This is a genomic window from Ructibacterium sp. SJQ-7 (assembly GCF_054696575.1).
In genome coordinates, this window is sequence record NZ_CP195193.1 from 840,859 (window position 1) to 859,825 (window position 18,967).

Annotated in this window: 13 protein-coding genes; 3 read left to right on the forward strand and 10 right to left on the reverse strand. The window is 39.2% G+C overall.

Annotation, left to right across the window (positions count from 1 at the left end; genetic code table 11):
* Window positions 1–75 precede the first annotated feature (75 nt).
* The 3 genes from galA (at window position 76) to ACSAMO_RS03690 (ending at window position 4,074) form a co-directional block, all read left to right on the forward strand.
* On the forward strand, window positions 76–2,805 hold the full coding sequence (galA, locus tag ACSAMO_RS03680) for a beta-galactosidase GalA (protein ID WP_499209873.1): 2,730 nt from the start codon (window positions 76–78) through the stop codon (window positions 2,803–2,805).
* A gap of 64 nt (window positions 2,806–2,869) precedes the next feature.
* Window positions 2,870–3,238, forward strand: a complete 369-nt coding sequence (locus ACSAMO_RS03685; protein WP_176813169.1) for a helix-turn-helix domain-containing protein — start codon at window positions 2,870–2,872, stop codon at window positions 3,236–3,238.
* Complete coding sequence (locus ACSAMO_RS03690; RefSeq protein ID WP_176813171.1) at window positions 3,172–4,074, forward strand: IS3 family transposase; 903 nt, start codon at window positions 3,172–3,174, stop codon at window positions 4,072–4,074. The genes ACSAMO_RS03685 and ACSAMO_RS03690 overlap by 67 nt, the downstream gene beginning before the upstream one ends.
* A gap of 394 nt (window positions 4,075–4,468) precedes the next feature.
* Here ACSAMO_RS03690 and ACSAMO_RS03695 read toward each other — a convergent pair whose 3' ends face one another.
* From ACSAMO_RS03695 to mfd, 10 genes are all read right to left on the reverse strand, one after another.
* A complete protein-coding gene (locus tag ACSAMO_RS03695; RefSeq protein WP_499209874.1) occupies window positions 4,469–4,936 on the reverse strand; it encodes a GNAT family N-acetyltransferase in 468 nt (155 codons plus the stop codon).
* Window positions 4,937–4,993: 57 nt separating this feature from the next.
* Window positions 4,994–6,376: a magnesium transporter gene (gene mgtE / locus ACSAMO_RS03700; RefSeq protein ID WP_022230159.1), complete on the reverse strand. Its 1,383-nt coding sequence runs from the start codon at window positions 6,374–6,376 to the stop codon at window positions 4,994–4,996.
* A 43-nt stretch (window positions 6,377–6,419) separates the two neighbouring features.
* Window positions 6,420–7,574, reverse strand: coding sequence for a non-hydrolyzing UDP-N-acetylglucosamine 2-epimerase (gene wecB, locus ACSAMO_RS03705; protein WP_022230158.1), 1,155 nt, complete (start codon window positions 7,572–7,574; stop codon window positions 6,420–6,422).
* A gap of 16 nt (window positions 7,575–7,590) precedes the next feature.
* The gene (locus ACSAMO_RS03710) at window positions 7,591–8,697 is read right to left on the reverse strand and encodes a glycosyltransferase family 4 protein (RefSeq protein ID WP_308457033.1); all 1,107 of its coding nucleotides are present in this window, start codon (window positions 8,695–8,697) and stop codon (window positions 7,591–7,593) included.
* Between the two features lie 35 nt (window positions 8,698–8,732).
* Complete coding sequence (gene trpS / locus ACSAMO_RS03715; RefSeq protein WP_022230156.1) at window positions 8,733–9,734, reverse strand: tryptophan--tRNA ligase; 1,002 nt, start codon at window positions 9,732–9,734, stop codon at window positions 8,733–8,735.
* A 20-nt stretch (window positions 9,735–9,754) separates the two neighbouring features.
* Entirely contained in the window at window positions 9,755–10,948 is a 1,194-nt protein-coding gene (locus tag ACSAMO_RS03720) for an aminotransferase-like domain-containing protein (protein ID WP_022230155.1), read from the reverse strand.
* Window positions 10,949–10,964: 16 nt separating this feature from the next.
* Window positions 10,965–12,632: a glutamine--tRNA ligase/YqeY domain fusion protein gene (locus tag ACSAMO_RS03725; RefSeq protein ID WP_499209875.1), complete on the reverse strand. Its 1,668-nt coding sequence runs from the start codon at window positions 12,630–12,632 to the stop codon at window positions 10,965–10,967.
* Between the two features lie 6 nt (window positions 12,633–12,638).
* A complete protein-coding gene (gene gltX / locus ACSAMO_RS03730) occupies window positions 12,639–14,297 on the reverse strand; it encodes a glutamate--tRNA ligase (protein WP_022230153.1) in 1,659 nt (552 codons plus the stop codon).
* Between the two features lie 155 nt (window positions 14,298–14,452).
* Entirely contained in the window at window positions 14,453–15,403 is a 951-nt protein-coding gene (locus tag ACSAMO_RS03735) for a peptidylprolyl isomerase (protein WP_022230152.1), read from the reverse strand.
* Between the two features lie 20 nt (window positions 15,404–15,423).
* Window positions 15,424–18,933, reverse strand: coding sequence for a transcription-repair coupling factor (mfd, locus tag ACSAMO_RS03740; RefSeq protein WP_499209876.1), 3,510 nt, complete (start codon window positions 18,931–18,933; stop codon window positions 15,424–15,426).
* Between the last annotated feature and the right edge of the window lie 34 nt (window positions 18,934–18,967).

Sequence of the window (18,967 nt, forward strand, 5' to 3'; positions counted from 1 at the left end):
CCCTTAAGGGGAGCTGTCAACACTGTTGACTGAGAGGTGGCATTTGCGGTATTAAAATACAAAAAGGAGCATATTATGGAGAAATTCAGTTTAGACAGAGATTGGAAGTTCTACAACGGTGATTGTGAACTTCCGGAAACAAAAACACATACAGAATGTTATATGGCAGCCAAAGCCGGCGGTGCAATTGGTGCGGCGTCACCAGATTTTGACAAAAGCGATTGGGAAACCGTAAACCTACCGCACGACTGGGCGGTATACAATGAATTTGAAGAAAAATGGGGACCGTCGCAAGGATACAAAAAACGCGGTAAAGCGTGGTATTCAAAGAGATTTCGTCTTGATGAAAGTGACAGAGATAAGCAAATTTTAATCGAATTTGAGGGTATTTCTTCCTATGCAACAGTTTATCTAAACGGCTCCGTTATCGGCAGAAATTTCTGCGGTTACAATTCATTTGTCGTTGATGCGACAGATATGGCACTTTACGGCGACCAAGTAAACGACCTTGTCGTGTTTGTTGACGCGACACAAATTGAAGGTTGGTGGTATGAGGGAGCAGGCATATACCGTCACGTCAATCTGTACAAGAAAAACAAGTTACATATCGCACATTGGGGTGTGTTTGTTCACCCTATAAGAAAAACAGTTGACGTATGGGACGCGGCTACAGATACAACGATTGAAAATTCGTCTTATGAAAACAAAAATTTCAGATTAAAAACATATATACTCGACAAAGAAGATAATATTGTCGGCAAAGATGAAAAAGAATTCTCGGTTGCCGGCGGCAATAAAATCGAAGTCAATCAAAGTATTTTGACATACAGCCCGCTTTTATGGGACATTGATGCGCCTAACCTATACACAATGGTCAGTGAACTTTATGAAAACGACAGTCTTGTCGACAGTCAAAAAAATACATTTGGTTTCCGTACAATCGCTATTAACAAAGACAACGGCTTCTTCCTTAACGGCAGACACGTTCCGCTGTACGGTACTTGCAACCATCAAGACCACGCAGGTGTCGGTGTTGCCGTTCCTGACAGCGTGAACGAATACAGAATTAAGCTTTTAAAAGAAATGGGTTCAAATGCGTACCGTTGTGCTCACGGCAACCCTAATCCAGAAATACTCGATTATTGTGACAAATACGGTATTCTTGTCATGGACGAAAACCGTAACTTTAATTCAAGTGCCGACGGTATCAAGCAAGTGCAGGATATGGTTATGCGTGACCGAAATCACCCATCTGTCGTTATGTACTCGCTGTTTAACGAAGAACCGCTTCAAGGCACTCCGACAGGCAGAAAGCTTGCCGAAAGACTTCAATGCGAAATAAAAAAACTTGACGCCACCCGTTTTCTTGTGGGTGCTATGAATACAGGCGTCACAACCGACGGCGGTGCTTGCGATATTCTTGATATGACCGGCTTTAACTATATCACCCATACTTATGACGACTTCAGAGAAAAGTACCCCGATATGCCGATGTTGGGCAGCGAAAACGACAGTGCTTTTCAAACTCGCGGTGTTTACAAGACCGACCACAGCAAGAATATTATCGACTGTTACGACAGTGAAGCCGCTCCTTGGGGCAATACATATCGTGACGGTTTTAAGCAAGTCGATATTCGTCCGCACATTATGGGACTTTTCATATGGACAGGCTTTGACTATCGCGGTGAGCCGACTCCGTTTGAATGGCCGTCAATCGGCACTCAATTCGGCATCATGGATACTTGCGGTTTCAAAAAAGACGCTTTTTATCTTAACAAAGCATTCTTTACAGATGAGCCGATGATTCACATTCTTCCCCACTGGAATTTTGAGAACGGTGAAGAAGTGCGTGTTATGACGCACACTAATTGCAGTGAGGCTGAACTTTTCTTAAACGGCAAATCGCTCGGCAAAAAGAATGTTGATAAGTACGATATGGCGGATTGGTTTGTTCCGTTTGAAAAAGGTACTCTTAAAATGGTCGGATATATTGACGGCAAAGAGGTTTGCAGTGACGAAGTTTCAACCGCAAATGCGGCAAAAAAAATCATTATCACTCCGCAAAATGAATTTGTATATGACAGTTGCGATGACGCAGTAATATTTAATATTTCAGTTGTTGACGAAAACGGTGTAAGTGTACCGACCGCCGATAATCTTATAAAATTCACTGCCGACGGCGGCGAAATAATCGGTGTCGGAAACGGCGATCCTAATTCTCACGAAGCCGACAAAGCCGAAGAAAGACACCTGTTTAACGGTTTGTGTCAAGTAATAGTTAAGCAATCGGACGGTGCGGAAAATGTTACAGTTACTGCAGCGTCGGACGGACTTGAAAGTGCAACGGCTACCGTAAAATCAGTTGCAAACGAAAATAAAAAAATATTTATTCCGTCAGTGAATGAAAAATATATTGCAAAATGGCGTCAAGCGGTTGATTTATCAGAAACACGTCCTGACCCGAATGTTAAAATTGAGGACCACGATATGAATACTTGGGGTATCGTGTCGGTTGGCAGCGGATACGACGATAAATTTAAAAACATAACCGGATACGGACTTTACAAAACTACCGTTAATATTAATGAAAACGATAATTTCATTGTGTTCAGAGAACTTACAGGCAATGAAGTTGAAGTTTTCGTAAACGGCGAGCAGAAATTCAAAGGCGATTGCCAATGGGGACGTAAAGTTGAAATAAATGTTTCTGACGTAAACGGTGATGCCGATATTGCGGTTATCGTAAACAGCACCAAAGCAGACGGTAACGGCGGTATTTCAAAACCTGTTGTTATTACAGATTAAACAAAAAGCAAGGCAGAGTGATATGCACCCCAAAAGTTAGACACTTTTGGAGGTGCATATTTTTATGGCAAAGAAAGGGCAAAAATATAGAAAACACTCGCCAGAATTCAAACTATCTGTTATAATGGATATGCGAGAAAACCATTTGGGTATAATGGAAACAGAGAGAAAATACGATGTTAAACATGATGTAATATCGAAATGGGAACGCATATTCTTGGAAGAAGGAGCCGAAGGTCTGATGAAAGAAAGACGAGGTAGAGCCAGTAAAGTAGATGGAATAGCAAAAGGTCGTCCACCCAAACTTGATAAGAAAATTGAAGAAGATTTAATTGCCGAAAATCAGCGATTAAGAATGGAGAATGAATACTTAAAAAAACTCAGTGCCTTAGTTCGGAAAAGAATGTTAAAAGAAGAGAAAAAGCAGCAATAGTCAATGAATTAAGGCAAAAATATCCGTTAAAAGACTTGCTGCAATTATCAGGTTTAGCCCGTAGTACCTTTTATTACTATATACAACATCCAATCAAAGATAAATACAAGAAAGAGAAACAAGAAATACTATATATATTTTTAGCTAATAAAGGCAGATACGGCTACCGCAGAATCTTAATTGTATTAAGACAAAAAGGATATACAATTAACCATAAAACTGTGTTGAAACTGATGAAAGAACTTAATCTCAAAGGAAAACAACGCAAAAACAGTAAATATCGTTCATACAAAGGAGAAATCGGCAAAATAGCCGACAACTTACTTAAAAGAGAATTTACAGCTACAAAACCTTTTGAAAAACTAGCAACTGATGTAACTGAATTTAAAGTGTGTAATGATAAAGTATATTTGTCACCTGTAATGGATTTGTATAATCGAGAAATTGTGTCATACTCAATTTCATTAAGTCCAAATTTGCAGCAAATTAGAGAAATGCTTGATGGTTTATTCAAAAAGCTGCCCGCTAATGCGAAACCATTATTCCATTCTGACCAAGGTTGGCAATACCAACATTCGGAATATCAACGTTTACTGTCAGAACACAATATTGTACAAAGTATGTCTAGAAAAGGAAATTGTATGGACAACGGTGCGATGGAAAACTTCTTCGGAAGATTGAAAGTTGAAATGTTTTATGGTGAAAAATTTGAAAGTGTCAAAGCTTTCATAGATGAATTAAAAAGATATATTGATTATTACAACAATGAAAGAATTTCTTTAAAGCTAAAAGGAATGAGTCCGGTACAATACCGAACTCATTCACAAGCAAGTTAATATTTAATTTTGTCTAAATTTTGGGGTTCACTTCAGAGTGCCTTGCTTTTTTAAATCCGAATTTTCTTTGTACTTCAACGAACTTCTTAATATTTTTTATCTCCTTGATCGGTTCATTTATTATTTTATCTATAATAATCGTATTAAACCAACGGTTAAACTCAAACCCGCACTGCTCAATTTTTCAGACTAATCTATAACCCATTTGCTCATAACCTACTGTTTTGCCGTTTAGTTCCGCAACAAGATGGTGAATTTCTCAACCGTCGGCAATTAATAGTCATATACTATGGAGGTCTGTTCGACATAGTAACTGTAAATATCCAATAACGTGTTCGCACCATTAACATCAGCATTCATATTGTTACTTCTGAATCCGTGCTGTGTCCCCTTATTACAAAATCATTTCCATAGTTGTTTTTTGAGGTTTCAGACCTTGTTTTTCATAGAATTTTTGAGCAGATTCATTACAGCTCCAAACATTTAACGTCAAGTTATAACAGCCGATTTCCTTTGCATACTTCTTGACATAATCATAAATGACAGTACCAACGTGTTTATCTCTCATATTTTCATCAACGCACAAATCATCTATATACAAATTCTTCATATCTGTCAAAACATTATCATCTTTACGGTCGGTTATCACGCAAAATGCGTAACCTATAACTACTCCGTCATCTTCTGCAACGAATATCGGACGGTTATCGTCTTTTACGATTTCAACAAGCTCATCATTTTTATACTTACGGCAATTTGCCTTGAACAAATCAGGTCTGCCATAGTGATGTACCATAGCTACCTGCAATAACAATTCGTTTATTTTCTCAATATCTTTTATTTTTGCTCTGCGTACCAACATAATTTTTCCTTCTACTTTTTTTCTATTAAATAAAGAGTGCATAGGCACTCTTTATAATTACAAAATTCCAATATGTGAAAACACTATCGTTGCAATATTAAAATACAAGAACAGCGAACAACAGTCCACTATTGTTGTTATAAGCGGTGTTGCCATAATCGCCGGGTCAAGTCGGCATTTTTTTGCAAGCATAGGCAACATTGAACCTATAACCTTTGACAAAATAACTGTTGCGATAATTGACAATGCAATCGTCAGTGCAAGCATAAACGGATAATCGCATTTATGCTGATACATTATATAAATTCGCACACCGTTTACCACCGCCAATACCGAACTGACTATAATAGAAATTCTAAATTCCTTGAACACCACTTTAAAAAAGTCCGAAAAATGAATTTCATCAAGTGCAATACCTCTGATTATAAGAGTAGAACTTTGTGCGCCGCAGTTACCGCCGGTATCCATTATCATAGGCATAAACGAAACCAAAAGCGGTACTGCCGCAAATGCGGCCTCGTACCTATTCGTTATAATCTGTGTAATCGTTGCACTTATCATAAGTATCAAAAGCCATACTATACGGCTTTTTGCGTGTTTAAAAATACCTGTTCTGAAATACGATTCCTCATTCGGCGCAATAGCCGCCATTTTTGAGAAGTCCTCTGTATTTTCATCTTGAATGACGTCCATAGCGTCGTCAAATGTAACGATACCGACAAGTCGATTATCCTTATCAACAACCGGTAATGCAAGAAAATCGTACTTTCTGAACATATGTCCGACAATTTCCTTATCTTCAAGTGTATCAACGCTTATAATATGCGTTTCCATAATATCGGCAATCTTATCGTCCTCATCAGCCATAAACAAATCCTTTACAGTGATTACACCGATAAGTTTTCTGTTTTCGGTCACATAACAAGTATAAATAGTTTCCTTATTCACACCGACTTTACGAATTTTTTCAAAAGCTTCCGATACCGTCATATCCTTATGCAGACTGACATATTCTATTGTCATTATACTTCCGGCACTGTCCTTCGGATAACGCAGAATTTCATTAATCGCCTTACGCTCGCCCGTTGTTGAGTTTTTCAAAATTCTCGAAACAACGTTCGCCGGCATTTCTTCGATTATATCAACAGTATCATCAATAAAAGATTCATCAAGAATATCTCTGATTTCTTTATCGGAAAACATCTGTATAAGATGGCTCTGCATATCGCTGTTCATATGTGCAAATGTTTCAGCCGCCAAATCCTTTGGCAAAAGTCTGAACAAAATCATAAATTCAGTCTTTTCACCGAACACTTCACCGAACAGTTCGTCAAACAACACCGCAAGGTCTGCGGCATTCTCATCTTTCACAATATTTTTTACTTCAAAAAATTTTTTCTCTTTCAAAAGACGGTCTATTTTATTCAGCAAATCTTGCATTGGGGTACCCCCTATCTTATATGAAATTTTCCCATTCTCATATTTATTTTACTGAAAAGTTCTCAGGACGTTTGTCACTGTAACCAAATGCGTAAAGAATAGCTTCAACAGTTCTTCTTGACGCTTCACCGTCACCGTAAGGGTTAGCAGCGTGTGCCATTTTATTATACGCATCTTCACTGTCAAGCAATTCCTTTGCAAGACGTACAATATCGTCCTTTTCAACACCTGCTATTTTAACCGTGCCTGCCGCAACAGCCTCAGGACGTTCTGTTTCTTTTCTAAGTACCAAAACAGGCTTTGCAAGTGCCGGTGCTTCTTCCTGTATTCCGCCGCTGTCTGTCATAACCATAAACGAACGTGACATAGCATTATGAAGTTCTTCAACGTCAAGAGGATCAATAAGATGTACTCTGTCCATATCGCCGAGAATACCGAATGCAGTTTCACGAACAGCCGGATTTAAGTGAACAGGATATACAAGTTCAACATCTTCATATTCCGTAACAATCTGCTTTAACGCATTACAGATATTTTCAAGCGGTTTACCAAGATTTTCACGTCTGTGAGCAGTTACAATAATTACTCTCTTATTATCAAAATCAAGGTTGTTAAGGCACTCATCCTTGAACTTATAATCATCACGGACAGTTGTTTTAAGCGCGTCAATAACCGTATTACCGGTTATATAAATAATATCGTCCGAAACATTTTCTTTAAGTAAATTCTTTCTGTTTTGCTCTGTCGGTGAGAAATTAAGATCGGCAATTCTGCCTGTAAGCTGTCTGTTCATTTCTTCAGGGAACGGAGAATATTTATCGTATGTTCTCAGACCTGCCTCAACGTGTCCGACCTTGACTTGATTATAAAAAGCCGCAAGTGCCGCAACGAAACTTGTTGATGTGTCGCCGTGTACAAGCACAATATCAGGCTGTTCCTTTTTAATAACTTCGTCAAGACCTTCCAAAACTCTTGTTGTTATTCCGATAAGACTCTGTCTTGTCTTCATAATATCAAGGTCATAGTCAGGTGTTATGCCGAATATTTCAAGAACTTGGTCAAGCATTTGTCTGTGCTGTGCCGTTACACATACGATTGATTCAATATTGTCATATTTTTTCAGTTCAAGTGCAAGCGGAGCCATTTTGATTGCCTCAGGTCTTGTACCGAAAACTGTCATAACCTTTAACTTTTTCACTTTTCTCTATCCTTTCCTACTTATCCTCATTACCTTTTTTATCGGAAACTTCTTCAACGTCAATTTCATTATCATCAGTCAAATTTCTGTTATCCTGATGTTGATGTACATAACTGTTCTTTCCAAGCATACTTCCAATCAAAAGAAGTATAAGCACGCATATTACAAGCAACAATGCTCTGAGTACGCCGCTTTCAGCCAAAAGTACAGCCGTTATTCCAAGCACACCGCTTATTGCGTACAATATAAATACGGTTTGTTTCTGGGAAAATCCCATATCCACAAGTCTGTGGTGCAAGTGTCCTCTGTCCGCAGTCATCGGACTTTGTCCGCGCAATATACGTCTAATCATCGCAAACAATGCGTCAAACAACGGCAATCCCAAAATCAAAAGCGGTACTGCAAACGATATTACCGCATAACTCTTGAACACACCTTGTATAGACAATGTTGCAAGCATAAATCCCAAGAACGTCGAGCCTGTATCACCCATAAATATTTTTGCCGGATTAAAGTTAAACGGCAAAAATCCGAAACACGAACCCATAAGTGCAATACCCAAAATTGCAATCGAATATTCACCCACTCTTATCGATATAAACACAAGCGATATTGACATTATCGCCGACACGCCTGCCGCCAATCCGTCAAGACCGTCAATAAAGTTTACCGCATTTGTTATGAATACAATCCATATAACAGTAAGCGTTACCGAAAGCCATTCGGGAAGTACCCAATACGGATTGTCGCTTAGGAAATTTGGGTTTGTGAACACATCGATTTTTATATCGCCTGCAAACACAACCACAAGTGCGGCAATAATCTGAATTACAAATTTCAGCTTAGCGGGCAGGTTTTTGCAGTCGTCTATAACGCCCATGACGGCAATAATCGCCGCACCTGCGAGCGTTCCGTAAAGCTGCCGTGACGGCTGTGCAAAGCACAATGTCGCCACCGTAAATCCGAAAATAATTGCCAAACCGCCTATTCGCGGTGTAGGTTTTTTGTGCATTCTTCTGTTGTCTTTCGGTATGTCTATCGCACCGATTTTAAAAGCAAATCGTCTTACCAAAGGAGTCGTTGCAAACGTAAATGCGAACGATACGATGAATGCAAATATCATAAATAAAACTTGTCGAGTTAACATATTACCCTCCATTACAGCACAAAGCCGACTTTCTTATACACCTTTTTCAATGTTCTCTGTGAAATTCTCTTTGCACTGTCAGCACCTCTTTGACATATATCCATAAGGTACTGCTTATCGGCAATAAGTTTATCATATTCATTTCTGATCGGGCGGATACATTCAACAACCGCCTCCGCAACGTCATTCTTAAAGTCACCGTAACCCTTACCGCTGTAATCCTTTACGATTGACTCGATATTCCTGCCTGTTACGGCTGACATAATGCTCAAAAGGTTGTTAATTCCGGCTTTTGTCGGATCGTTTTCACGATATTCAATAACACCCTCACTGTCCGTTACCGCACTCTTTATCTTCTTGGCGATAACATTCATATCGTCCATCATTGAAATATATCCCTTAGGGTTAGGATCGGACTTTGACATCTTCTTTTCAGGCTCTTGCAAGCTCATTATCTTTGCACCCGACTTTGAAAGCATACCTTCGGGAATTTTGAATACATCACCATAAAGCGAGTTAAATCTCTGTGCAATGTCACGGCAAATTTCAATATGCTGCATTTGGTCCTTACCTACAGGCACATAGTCTGTTTGGTAAAGCAAAATATCTGCCGCCATAAGTACAGGATATGTAAACAATCCCGCATTGATGTTTTCAGCATGACGTGCAGACTTATCCTTAAACTGCGTCATTCTCTGCAATTCACCCATATATGTGTAACAGTTAAGTACCCAGCCAAGCTCTGCGTGTGCAGGGTTATGCGACTGAATAAACAAAATTGTTTCTTCCGGATTAATTCCGCAAGCGATGTACAAAGCAAGCACTTCAAGAGTTCTTCTTCTTATATCAGCAGGAGTTTGACGAACTGTAATTGTATGCAAGTCCATCATTGAGTATATACAGTTATAATCTTTCTGTATGTCAACCCAGTTTTTTATCGCTCCCAAATAGTTTCCGAGTGTAAGATTTCCCGACGGTTGTACGCCTGAAAATATGATTTTCTTATCTTCCATTATTATCTTCCTTTCACAGATTAAAGCATTTCTGTCAAGACTTCTCCCAAACGTCTTACACCTTCTTCTATATTTTCAATAGTAGCCGATGAATAGTTAAGTCTGAACATATTTGACGGAGCATATATATCCGTTGCAAAATTTGAACCGGGTACGATAGCGACTTTCTTTTCAAGGCACTTATCGACAATCGGTGTAATATCTTCGATAGTAGGGCATTCGCACCATAGGAATATACCGCCCTCAGGCACTACCCACTTAACTTTACCCTGTGGGAAATATTTTTCCATTGCACTGACCATTGCGGCACATTTCTTTCCGTAAAGCTCTCTGTTCTTTGCAATGTACTTATCTATATCGTACTTCTTCATAAATTCCACACACATAAGCTGTGTAATCATCGGTGTATGTACGTCATTTACCTGCTTTAGCATTTCAATCTTTTCCGCAAGCGGTGCAGGTGCTACAATGTAGCCAAGACGCATACCCGGTGAAAGAATTTTTGAGAATGAGCCTGCATAAACAACTCTGTCCTCTGTATCAAGCGACTTGATTGTCGGCACGTCCTCACCTGCAAAACGCAAGTCACCGTAAGGATTGTCCTCAAGGATTAGCACGTCATACTTTGATGCGATTTCAAGCATACGCTTTCTCTTTTCAAGCGACATTGTACAGCCTGTCGGATTTTGGAATGTAGGAATTGTGTAAATCATCTTTACACCGTCCGTATTCTTCAGAGTTTCTTCAAGCTCGTCCATATTCATACCGTCAGCCTCAACAGTAACGCCGACAAGTTCAGCCTCATATGTTCTGAACGCATTAAGACTTCCTATAAAGCTTGGACTTTCAACGATAACCTTGTCACCCTTATTTAAAACAGCCTTTGCAGTAAGGTCAATACCTTGATTTGCACCTGTCATAATAAGAATTTCATCATTTTCACCGACTGAATTAACTTTTTCCGCACGCTTTCTTGCACAGTCTTTCATTTTCGGATAGCCGTCTGTTGTACCGTACTGCAAAGCAAGAGTAGGGTTTGTCATAAGAATTTTACCCGCAATTTTTGAAAGTTCGTCACCCGGGAACAATTCAGACGCAGGGTTTCCTCCTGCAAGTGAGATAATCTCAGGATCAGCCATACGCTTGAACATTTCACGAATGGCACTGCCTTTCATCGTCTTAACTCTGTCAGCCATAAATTTTGTATATTCCATTTTTCAAAACTTCTTTCTATTTATTAATTTTCTTCCATGAATCTTTTAATGCAACAGTTCTGTTGAAAACAGGCTTTTCAGATGTTGAATCTTTATCAACGCAAAAATATCCCAATCTAAGGAATTGGAACTTATCTCCTACACTTAGATTTGTCAAATTGCTTTCAAGTTTTGCATTTTTAAGAACTATCATAGAATCTTTGTTAAGATTGTCTGTAAAGTCATTTACGCCTGTTTCGTCAGACGGATTTTCAACCGTAAACAATCTGTCGTAAAGACGTACTTCCGCGTCTATTGCGTGTGCGGCACTTACAAAGTGAATTGTACCCTTTACCTTACGTCCGTCAGGTGAGTCACCGCCGCGGGTTTCGGGATCGTATGTGCAGTGTACAGCAATAATATTGCCGTTCTCGTCCTTTTCACAGCTTGTGCAAGTAACGTAATACGCACTTTTTAGTCTTACTTCTCTGCCGGGTGAAAGTCTGAAATACTTCTTCGGAGCGTCCTCCATAAAGTCGTCCTCTTCTATATAAAGTTCACGCGAAAATTCTACCGTTCTCTTACCCATTTCAGGATTTTCCGGATTAACTTCCACTTCAATCTGTTCAACCTTATCTTCAGGATAATTGTCGATTATAAGTTTTATCGGTCTTAAAACCGCCATTGCTCTCGGTGCTTTCTTATTCAAATCTTCTCTGATACAAGCCTCAAGTAAAGCAAAGTCAACAACGCTGTTTGCTTTTGAAACACCGATTCTTTCGCAGAAATCACGAATAGCCTCAGGTGTGTAACCGCGTCTGCGCATACCGCAAAGTGTTGACATTCTCGGATCGTCCCAACCCGACACAATATTTTCTCGAACAAGTTTCAGACAACGTCTTTTACTTGTAAGCGTATAGTTAAGATTCATTCTTGCGAACTCAATCTGTCTTGACGGACTTTCAAAGCCGACTTCTTTTAATACCCAATCATAAAGCGGTCTGTGATCCTCAAATTCAAGTGAGCAAAGCGAATGAGTAACACCCTCAACAGTATCTGAAATAGGATGTGCAAAGTCATACATAGGATAAACTACCCACTTATCACCTGTTCTGTGATGATGTGCACGAAGTATTCTGTAAATAATCGGGTCACGCATATTTAAGTTTGGTGACGCCATATCAATTTTTGCTCTTAATACCTTTGCACCGTCAGCAAATTCACCATTTGTCATTCTCTCGAACAAATCAAGGTTTTCTTCAATCGTTCTTTCTCTGTACGGACTGTTCTTACCGGGAGTTTTAAGAGTACCTCTGTACTCTCTTATTTCTTCCGGTGACAAATCGTCAACATATGCCTTACCCTTTTTGATAAGTTTTACAGCCGCCGCATAAATATCGTCAAAATAATCAGACGCATAAAGCACCTTGTCCCACTTAAAGCCAAGCCACTTTATATCCTCCATTATTGCGTCAACGTATTCTGTATCTTCCTTTGTAGGATTAGTATCGTCAAGACGCAAATTACATTTTCCGTTATACTTTTCAGCCATACCGAAATCTATGCTTATAGCCTTTGCGTGTCCGATATGAAGATAACCGTTAGGTTCGGGAGGAAAACGCGTTTGTACATGGTCGTACACTTTTTCCTCAAGGTCTTTGTCTATTGCTTCTTCAATAAAATTTCTGCTGAATATTTCTTCCATATATCTTTATCCCCTTAAACTTTCTATTGCTTCGTCAAATCTCTTCATCACTTCGTCCTTACCAAGTACTTGAAGTATTTCGTAAAGGTCCGGAGTATTTCTTCTGCCTGTTGCCGCAACACGAATAACTCCTGCGACATCACCGACATGTCCCTTATATGAATCAGGGTCTTTTTTATAAACCTTAGGTGCTTTAGCATAACCTATTGTTTCCGCCATATCTCTTACCTGTGGGAACCAATCGTCGCTGCTGACGTTTTCGTCGTAAATCTGCTTGTAAAGTTCAAGTATTTCTATCATATCATCATTTGAAAGATTATCCGGAAAATCAAATTTTCTGTCCCAAAGCTCCGAATAGAAATACGAAACGTAATTTTCAACGTCTGTCCAAGCCGAAATATCTTTACGCGGTTTTGCGTTTCCACGTTCTATCGCAAATATTGCCTTTGCATATTCTTCGTCATCAACAAGAAGTTTGTATAGTTTCTTATTGTTTTCCTTTGCCCAATCAGTAACCATTTCATAAACTTCTTCCGCACTCAAACGGCAAATATAGTTTTTGCTTACGTCCGCAAGCTTAACCATATCGAAAAGTGCGCCTGCTTTACTCATTTTCGAGAACGAAAACTTAAAGTTATCTATATCCTCATTAGGATTTGCAAGACGCCAGTCTTCATAATTTGAATTGGCAAGTGTCATTAAGTATTCCCAAATTGCACCTTTCGGATAACCGACCTCACTGTAATAGCTTACTGCCGCCTCAGGGTCTTTTCTCTTTGAAAGTTTACGCTTACCGCCGTTTTCCTCTTTCATAATAGGCGAAATGTGCGCATACTTAGGCGGTTTTAAACCGCATAGCCAGAACAACTGCAAATGTATCGGCACTGATGAAATCCATTCGTCACCACGAATAACGTGAGTTGTACGCATTAAATGGTCGTCAACAACGTGAGCAAAGTGGTATGTAGGAGTTCCGTCCTTTTTCAAAAGTACAACGTCAAGAATATTTTCAGGCATTTCAATTTCGCCCTTGATAACATCCTTAAACTTAATTCTCTTGTCTTCCTTACCCGGTGACTTCAATCTTACAACGTATTCATCGCCGTTTTCAATTCTCTTTTGTGCTTCTTCAACAGTGATGTCGCGATACTTTGCAAATTCACCGTACACACCCGGAAGTAATTTTTCACTTTCCTGCTTTTCTCTGATTGTTGCAAGTTCTTCTTCTGTCATAAAGCACGGATATGCAAGTCCCTGCTCAACAAGCGACTTAACATATGCCTGATATATATCTTTTCTCTTACTTTGAGTATATGGACCGTATGCACCCTTTTCGTCAGTTTCTGACAGCATACCCTCATCGATTTCTATACCGAAATCGTTAAGTCCCTTTACTATAAGGCTTACACCGTTTTCAACCTCACGTTTTTTATCGGTATCTTCGATTCTCAGATAGAATACACCGTTTGTTGACTTTGTCGCTGTCTTTCCGATAAATGCGGCAAACAATCCGCCGAAATGCAAAAATCCTGTCGGACTCGGTGCAAAACGAGTTACAACCGCACCCTCTTCAAGATTTCTTTTGGGATACATTTGTTCGTAATCGTCGGGAGTTTTTGTTATATTCTTGAACAAAAGATCTGCCATTTGTTTATTACTGTCCATTTTTTTATTAATTCCTTTCATTATAGCTAATATACCTATTCTATATTATTATACCTAAAATGAACTCTAATATCAATGGTTTTGGGGAATTTTTTTCGCATAAAGCAAAAAAATCGGAGTATAACAGAATGTTATACTCCGATTTAATAATTTCATTAATTTATTTTGTCCAAAACTTCGTCATTTACGGTAACTTTTATACCGTATTCGTCAGCCCATTTTTGAACTTGTTCGTAAAATGCGTTGTTCTGCATTGTAGTATTGATAGTTTCCGCCTCATTTTCATATTCTTCTTCAAAACATTCCTGTGATTCGTCAAGCGGCAATCGTTTTATTACATAATATCCCGAATCGGACTGAACAAGTGTAAATTCGTCGGCTTTTATTGAATCAACGCCTTCTTCAAATTCTATGCCTGTTTCGTTATCGGTAAAAATATATCCGTTTTCATCGGAATCGTTTGCGGTATTCGGCGAATAATCACTTATAAGCGTATCAAAATCTTCACCGTTTTGTGCTTTTTCCAAAACTTCTTCCGCGGTTTTCTTTGCCTCTTCCTTTTTATCGTCCGATACTTCGTCACCGGTTTGTGAGTCGATAGTCGAAATCAACACATACTTGACACGTCTGTAATGTTCTTTAAAATATTCACGCAATTCATCTTCCGTAAATGTAGGTGTTTCCGTTTGTTTCTTCAACGCGTCCGTATAGTAGCTTACCGACGCAAGCGTATCAATATAATCATCAGTCAGGTTATTGTCCTTTAAAAACTTCTTATATCCGCCCTCACGGTCATAAGAATCTTTTATCGACTTTTGATAATCCTTTAATTTAGACTGTGTGTCACTGTCAAGCTTTATATCCATTGCCTTTGCAACTTCAACGATAAGCTGATTTCTTTGGCAGTATTCAAGCGATGATTTTTTCGCCTGACCCATATTGTAATTTTCCTTATATGTGTTCATATAATAGTTAAATTCACTCTCGGTAATCTGTGTATCGCCGACAGTCATAACAATCGGATTGTCGTTATTTGCACTTTGACCGCAGGCACTCAACATCATCACGCTTGCCAATGCCACTGCCGCAAGTTTTGTATATTTCATATGTCTTTCTCCTTAAAATCTTATGATTTTATTATACTATCTTTTTCGGCACTTTGCAATTCCTTTATTGTACTTAACAAATTATTTACAATATTCAAGATTTTCTTATATTCACCCTTAATCGCATAGCTTATGACAGGTTTGTCGCCCGACAACAGCTTTATGCGTTTAGGGAACATTTTATCAAGTCCCATAATAAGATTTGCGTCAACGTAATTCTCGCCGAATTTCATCAAAAGATTGTCACCGCTCTGTGCTATTTCATATATACCACATTCTTTGGCATACGTTTTAAGCGACGCAACTTCGATAATATTTTGTACGGCTCTCGGTATATCACCGAATCTGTCGATAAGTTCGTCCTCGATTTCAAACTTATCGTCCTCCGTTTCGATTGCCGCGATTTTCTTGTATATATCAATACGTTGATTGTGGTTTCTGATATAGCTTTCAGGTAAATATGCGTCAATATTTATATCAATCGCAACGTCCTGTACATCGTCAATCTTAATGCCCTGTGCCTCATCAACGCTTTCTTTCAGCAATTTACAGTACATATCGTAGCCGACCGCGTCCATATGTCCGTGTTGTTCAGGTCCTAAAATATTTCCCGCACCTCTGATTTCAAGGTCACGCATTGCGATTTTAAATCCCGAACCGAATTCGGTAAATTCCTTTACCGCACGAAGTCTTTTTGACGCAATATCCGATAATATCTTATCTCTGTGATACGTCAAATACGCATATGCCGCACGATTTGAACGTCCGACACGTCCTCTTAACTGATAAAGCTGTGAAAGTCCCATTTTATCGGCATTTTCAATTATAATCGTATTTGCATTCGGAATGTCAAGACCTGTTTCGATAATAGTCGTACAGACAAGTACGTCTGTTTTGCCGTTTACCATATCGTACATAATATCTTCAAGTTCGTCCTCTTTCATCTTACCGTGACCGACTGCAACGGTTATATCCGGGAACATTGAACGTATCCATTCCGCTTTTCTGTATATTCCCTGTACACGGTTATACAGATAAAACACCTGTCCTCCGCGTGACAGTTCATTTCTGACAGCGTCCGCTATAACTGCGGGATTGTCCTCCAAAACATACGTCTGTACAGGGTATCTGTTTTCGGGCGGTTCCGAAAGCACACTCATATCTCTTACACCCGTCATTGCCATATGCAAGGTACGCGGTATAGGCGTTGCCGTCATTGTCAGAACGTCTATATTTTGCTTTAATTCCTTTAACCGCTCCTTGTGTGCAACACCGAATCTCTGTTCCTCGTCTATTATAAGCAAGCCCAAATCTTTAAATTCCAAGTCCTTTGAAAGTATTCTGTGCGTTCCGATAATTATATCAATTTCGCCCGTTTTAAGTTTTTTCAAAATACGTTTTTGCTCGGATGCGGTACGGAAACGCGACAGCATTTCAACCTTTATCGGAAAACTTTCCATACGTTTTAAAAACGTTTCATAATGCTGCATTGCAAGAATTGTCGTAGGGCAAAGATATGCGACTTGTTTTGAGTCGCCGACCGCCTTAAATGCCGCACGAAGTGCAATTTCCGTTTTACCGAAACCAACGTCACCGCAAAGAAGTCTGTCCATCGGCTTTTGGCTTTCCATATCGCCTTTAACTTCTTCAATCGACCTTAACTGGTCGTCCGTTTCCTGATATGGGAACGTATCTTCAAAATCACGTTGCCAAGGTGTGTCTTCACTGTACGCAAAACCTTTTGCCTTCTCACGTTCCGCATAAAGTGCAACAAGTTTTTTCGCCAATTCTTCCGTTGACTGTTTTACTCTCTGCTTTGTCTTGTTCCATTCGTTACTGCCGAGCTTATTAAGTTTCAGCTTTTTATCGGTATTGCCGACATATTTATAAAGCAGATTAAGCTGGTCAATCGGAATATACAAAGAATCTGTGCCTTGATACTGAATTTTAAGGTAATCCTTTGTTATACCGCCGACAACCATTTTCTTTGTACCCATATATTGACCGATACCGTGCGTTTGGTGTACAACATAGTCGCCTACGCTTATATCTGTGTAATTCTTAATTCTGTTTGCATTTTCAACTTTACGTCTTGAACGGCTTTTCTTTGTTTCAAAAATTTCTCTGTCGGAAACAAGCACAAAATTAATTTCGGGATACTCAAAACCCTTATTAAGTTCACCCTTTATTATAACGGTTTCGCCTTTATTGAAATTCGCCTTATTTGCGTCATCACCGATAAATCTCGCTCTTATCCCCTTGTCAACAAGCACACCTGCAAGGTTTTCGCCGCGACCTCTTGACGTACAAAGAATTGCGACAGTATAATTTTTACTTTGCCAATTCCTCAAATCTTCATACAAATACTCGATTTTACCGTGGAACGAAACAGTTGTTTTAGTTGTGAATGTTTCAAGGTGCTTGTATTTAAAGTCGGTTGACGAATGAGAAAGAACATCAAGCGATATAAGTTTTTTCGCCGACATTTCATGCACTTTATCGTGATATGAGCAATAAAAACTATCCTTTGCAGCACCGATTATTCCCTTTTCTTTAAGTTCGGCTACTACTTCGTTTTTCTCCCATTCAAACGTCTTGCCACGCTCGCTTATACGTTTCGGGTCAATTATAAACACAAGGTCATTATCCGAAAAATAATCGGTAATTGACGGTATTTTGTCATATACAAGCGATACATATTTGTCTATTGACGGGAAATATCTTACTTCCTTAAAGCTTTCTATATCCGATTCGGTTGTTTCGATAAAATAGCTTTCGTCACTCTTTTTACGTTTTGCACTTCTTATGCGTTTTTCAAGCTCTGCTATAATTCTGTCACGTTTTTCGTCAGTGATAACCGCCTCATTCGCCGTTGTCACACGTGCGAAGTCAATCTTATCAAGCGAACGCTGAGTATATGTGTCAAACTCTCTTATAGAGTCGGTTTCATCATCAAAAAATTCGATTCTGTACGGATTTTCGTTGCCGACAGGAAATATATCAAGTATTCCGCCGCGGATTGCGAACTGTCCCGCACCCTCAACGCTGTCCTCTCTTGAGTAACCCATTACAACAAGGTCCTCCGTCAGTTTTTCAAGATTAAACGTTTTTCCAAGCTCAAAATCTATACAAAGGCTCTCAAATTCTTCTTTATCGCAAGTATACTGCAGAATTGCGTCAAGGCTTGTCACAACTATATAATCGCCGCCGCTTACAAGTTTCTGTATAACGGAAATTCTTGCGTGCTCGTTCTGATGACCGGAGGTTTCGATATTATAGAAAATATATTCCTTTGTCGGAAAATACAAGACATTATCCGAATACAATTCCATATCCGAATAAAGTTTTCTCGCCTCCATATCACTGTAACACACAACAAGCGCAGAGGATTTATTTTCATTTTTCAGCGAATAAATAAGCTGTCCCTGAGCCGATTCAACTATTCCCGCAACAGAAACAGGCGTATTATTAAGATTTTCTACTATGCCTTTATACGGTGCATAATCGTTTAAAATATCAGAAAAATTCATATTTACAGCCTTTCTGCCCACAACCGTTCTTTAC

Bases quoted from the DNA above. Each gene is read 5' to 3' on its own strand.
- ACSAMO_RS03720 (WP_022230155.1), bottom strand. From the start codon at position 10,948: ATGGAATATACAAAATTTATGGCTGACAGAGTTAAGACGATGAAAGGC.
- mgtE (WP_022230159.1), bottom strand. From the start codon at position 6,376: ATGCAAGATTTGCTGAATAAAATAGACCGTCTTTTGAAAGAGAAAAAA.
- trpS (WP_022230156.1), bottom strand. From the start codon at position 9,734: ATGGAAGATAAGAAAATCATATTTTCAGGCGTACAACCGTCGGGAAAT.
- ACSAMO_RS03725 (WP_499209875.1), bottom strand. From the start codon at position 12,632: ATGGAAGAAATATTCAGCAGAAATTTTATTGAAGAAGCAATAGACAAA.
- gltX (WP_022230153.1), bottom strand. From the start codon at position 14,297: ATGGACAGTAATAAACAAATGGCAGATCTTTTGTTCAAGAATATAACA.
- ACSAMO_RS03735 (WP_022230152.1), bottom strand. From the start codon at position 15,403: ATGAAATATACAAAACTTGCGGCAGTGGCATTGGCAAGCGTGATGATG.
- mfd (WP_499209876.1), bottom strand. From the start codon at position 18,933: ATGAATTTTTCTGATATTTTAAACGATTATGCACCGTATAAAGGCATA.
- ACSAMO_RS03685 (WP_176813169.1), top strand. From the start codon at position 2,870: ATGGCAAAGAAAGGGCAAAAATATAGAAAACACTCGCCAGAATTCAAA.
- galA (WP_499209873.1), top strand. From the start codon at position 76: ATGGAGAAATTCAGTTTAGACAGAGATTGGAAGTTCTACAACGGTGAT.
- ACSAMO_RS03695 (WP_499209874.1), bottom strand. From the start codon at position 4,936: ATGTTGGTACGCAGAGCAAAAATAAAAGATATTGAGAAAATAAACGAA.
- ACSAMO_RS03710 (WP_308457033.1), bottom strand. From the start codon at position 8,697: ATGATATTTGCATTCATCGTATCGTTCGCATTTACGTTTGCAACGACT.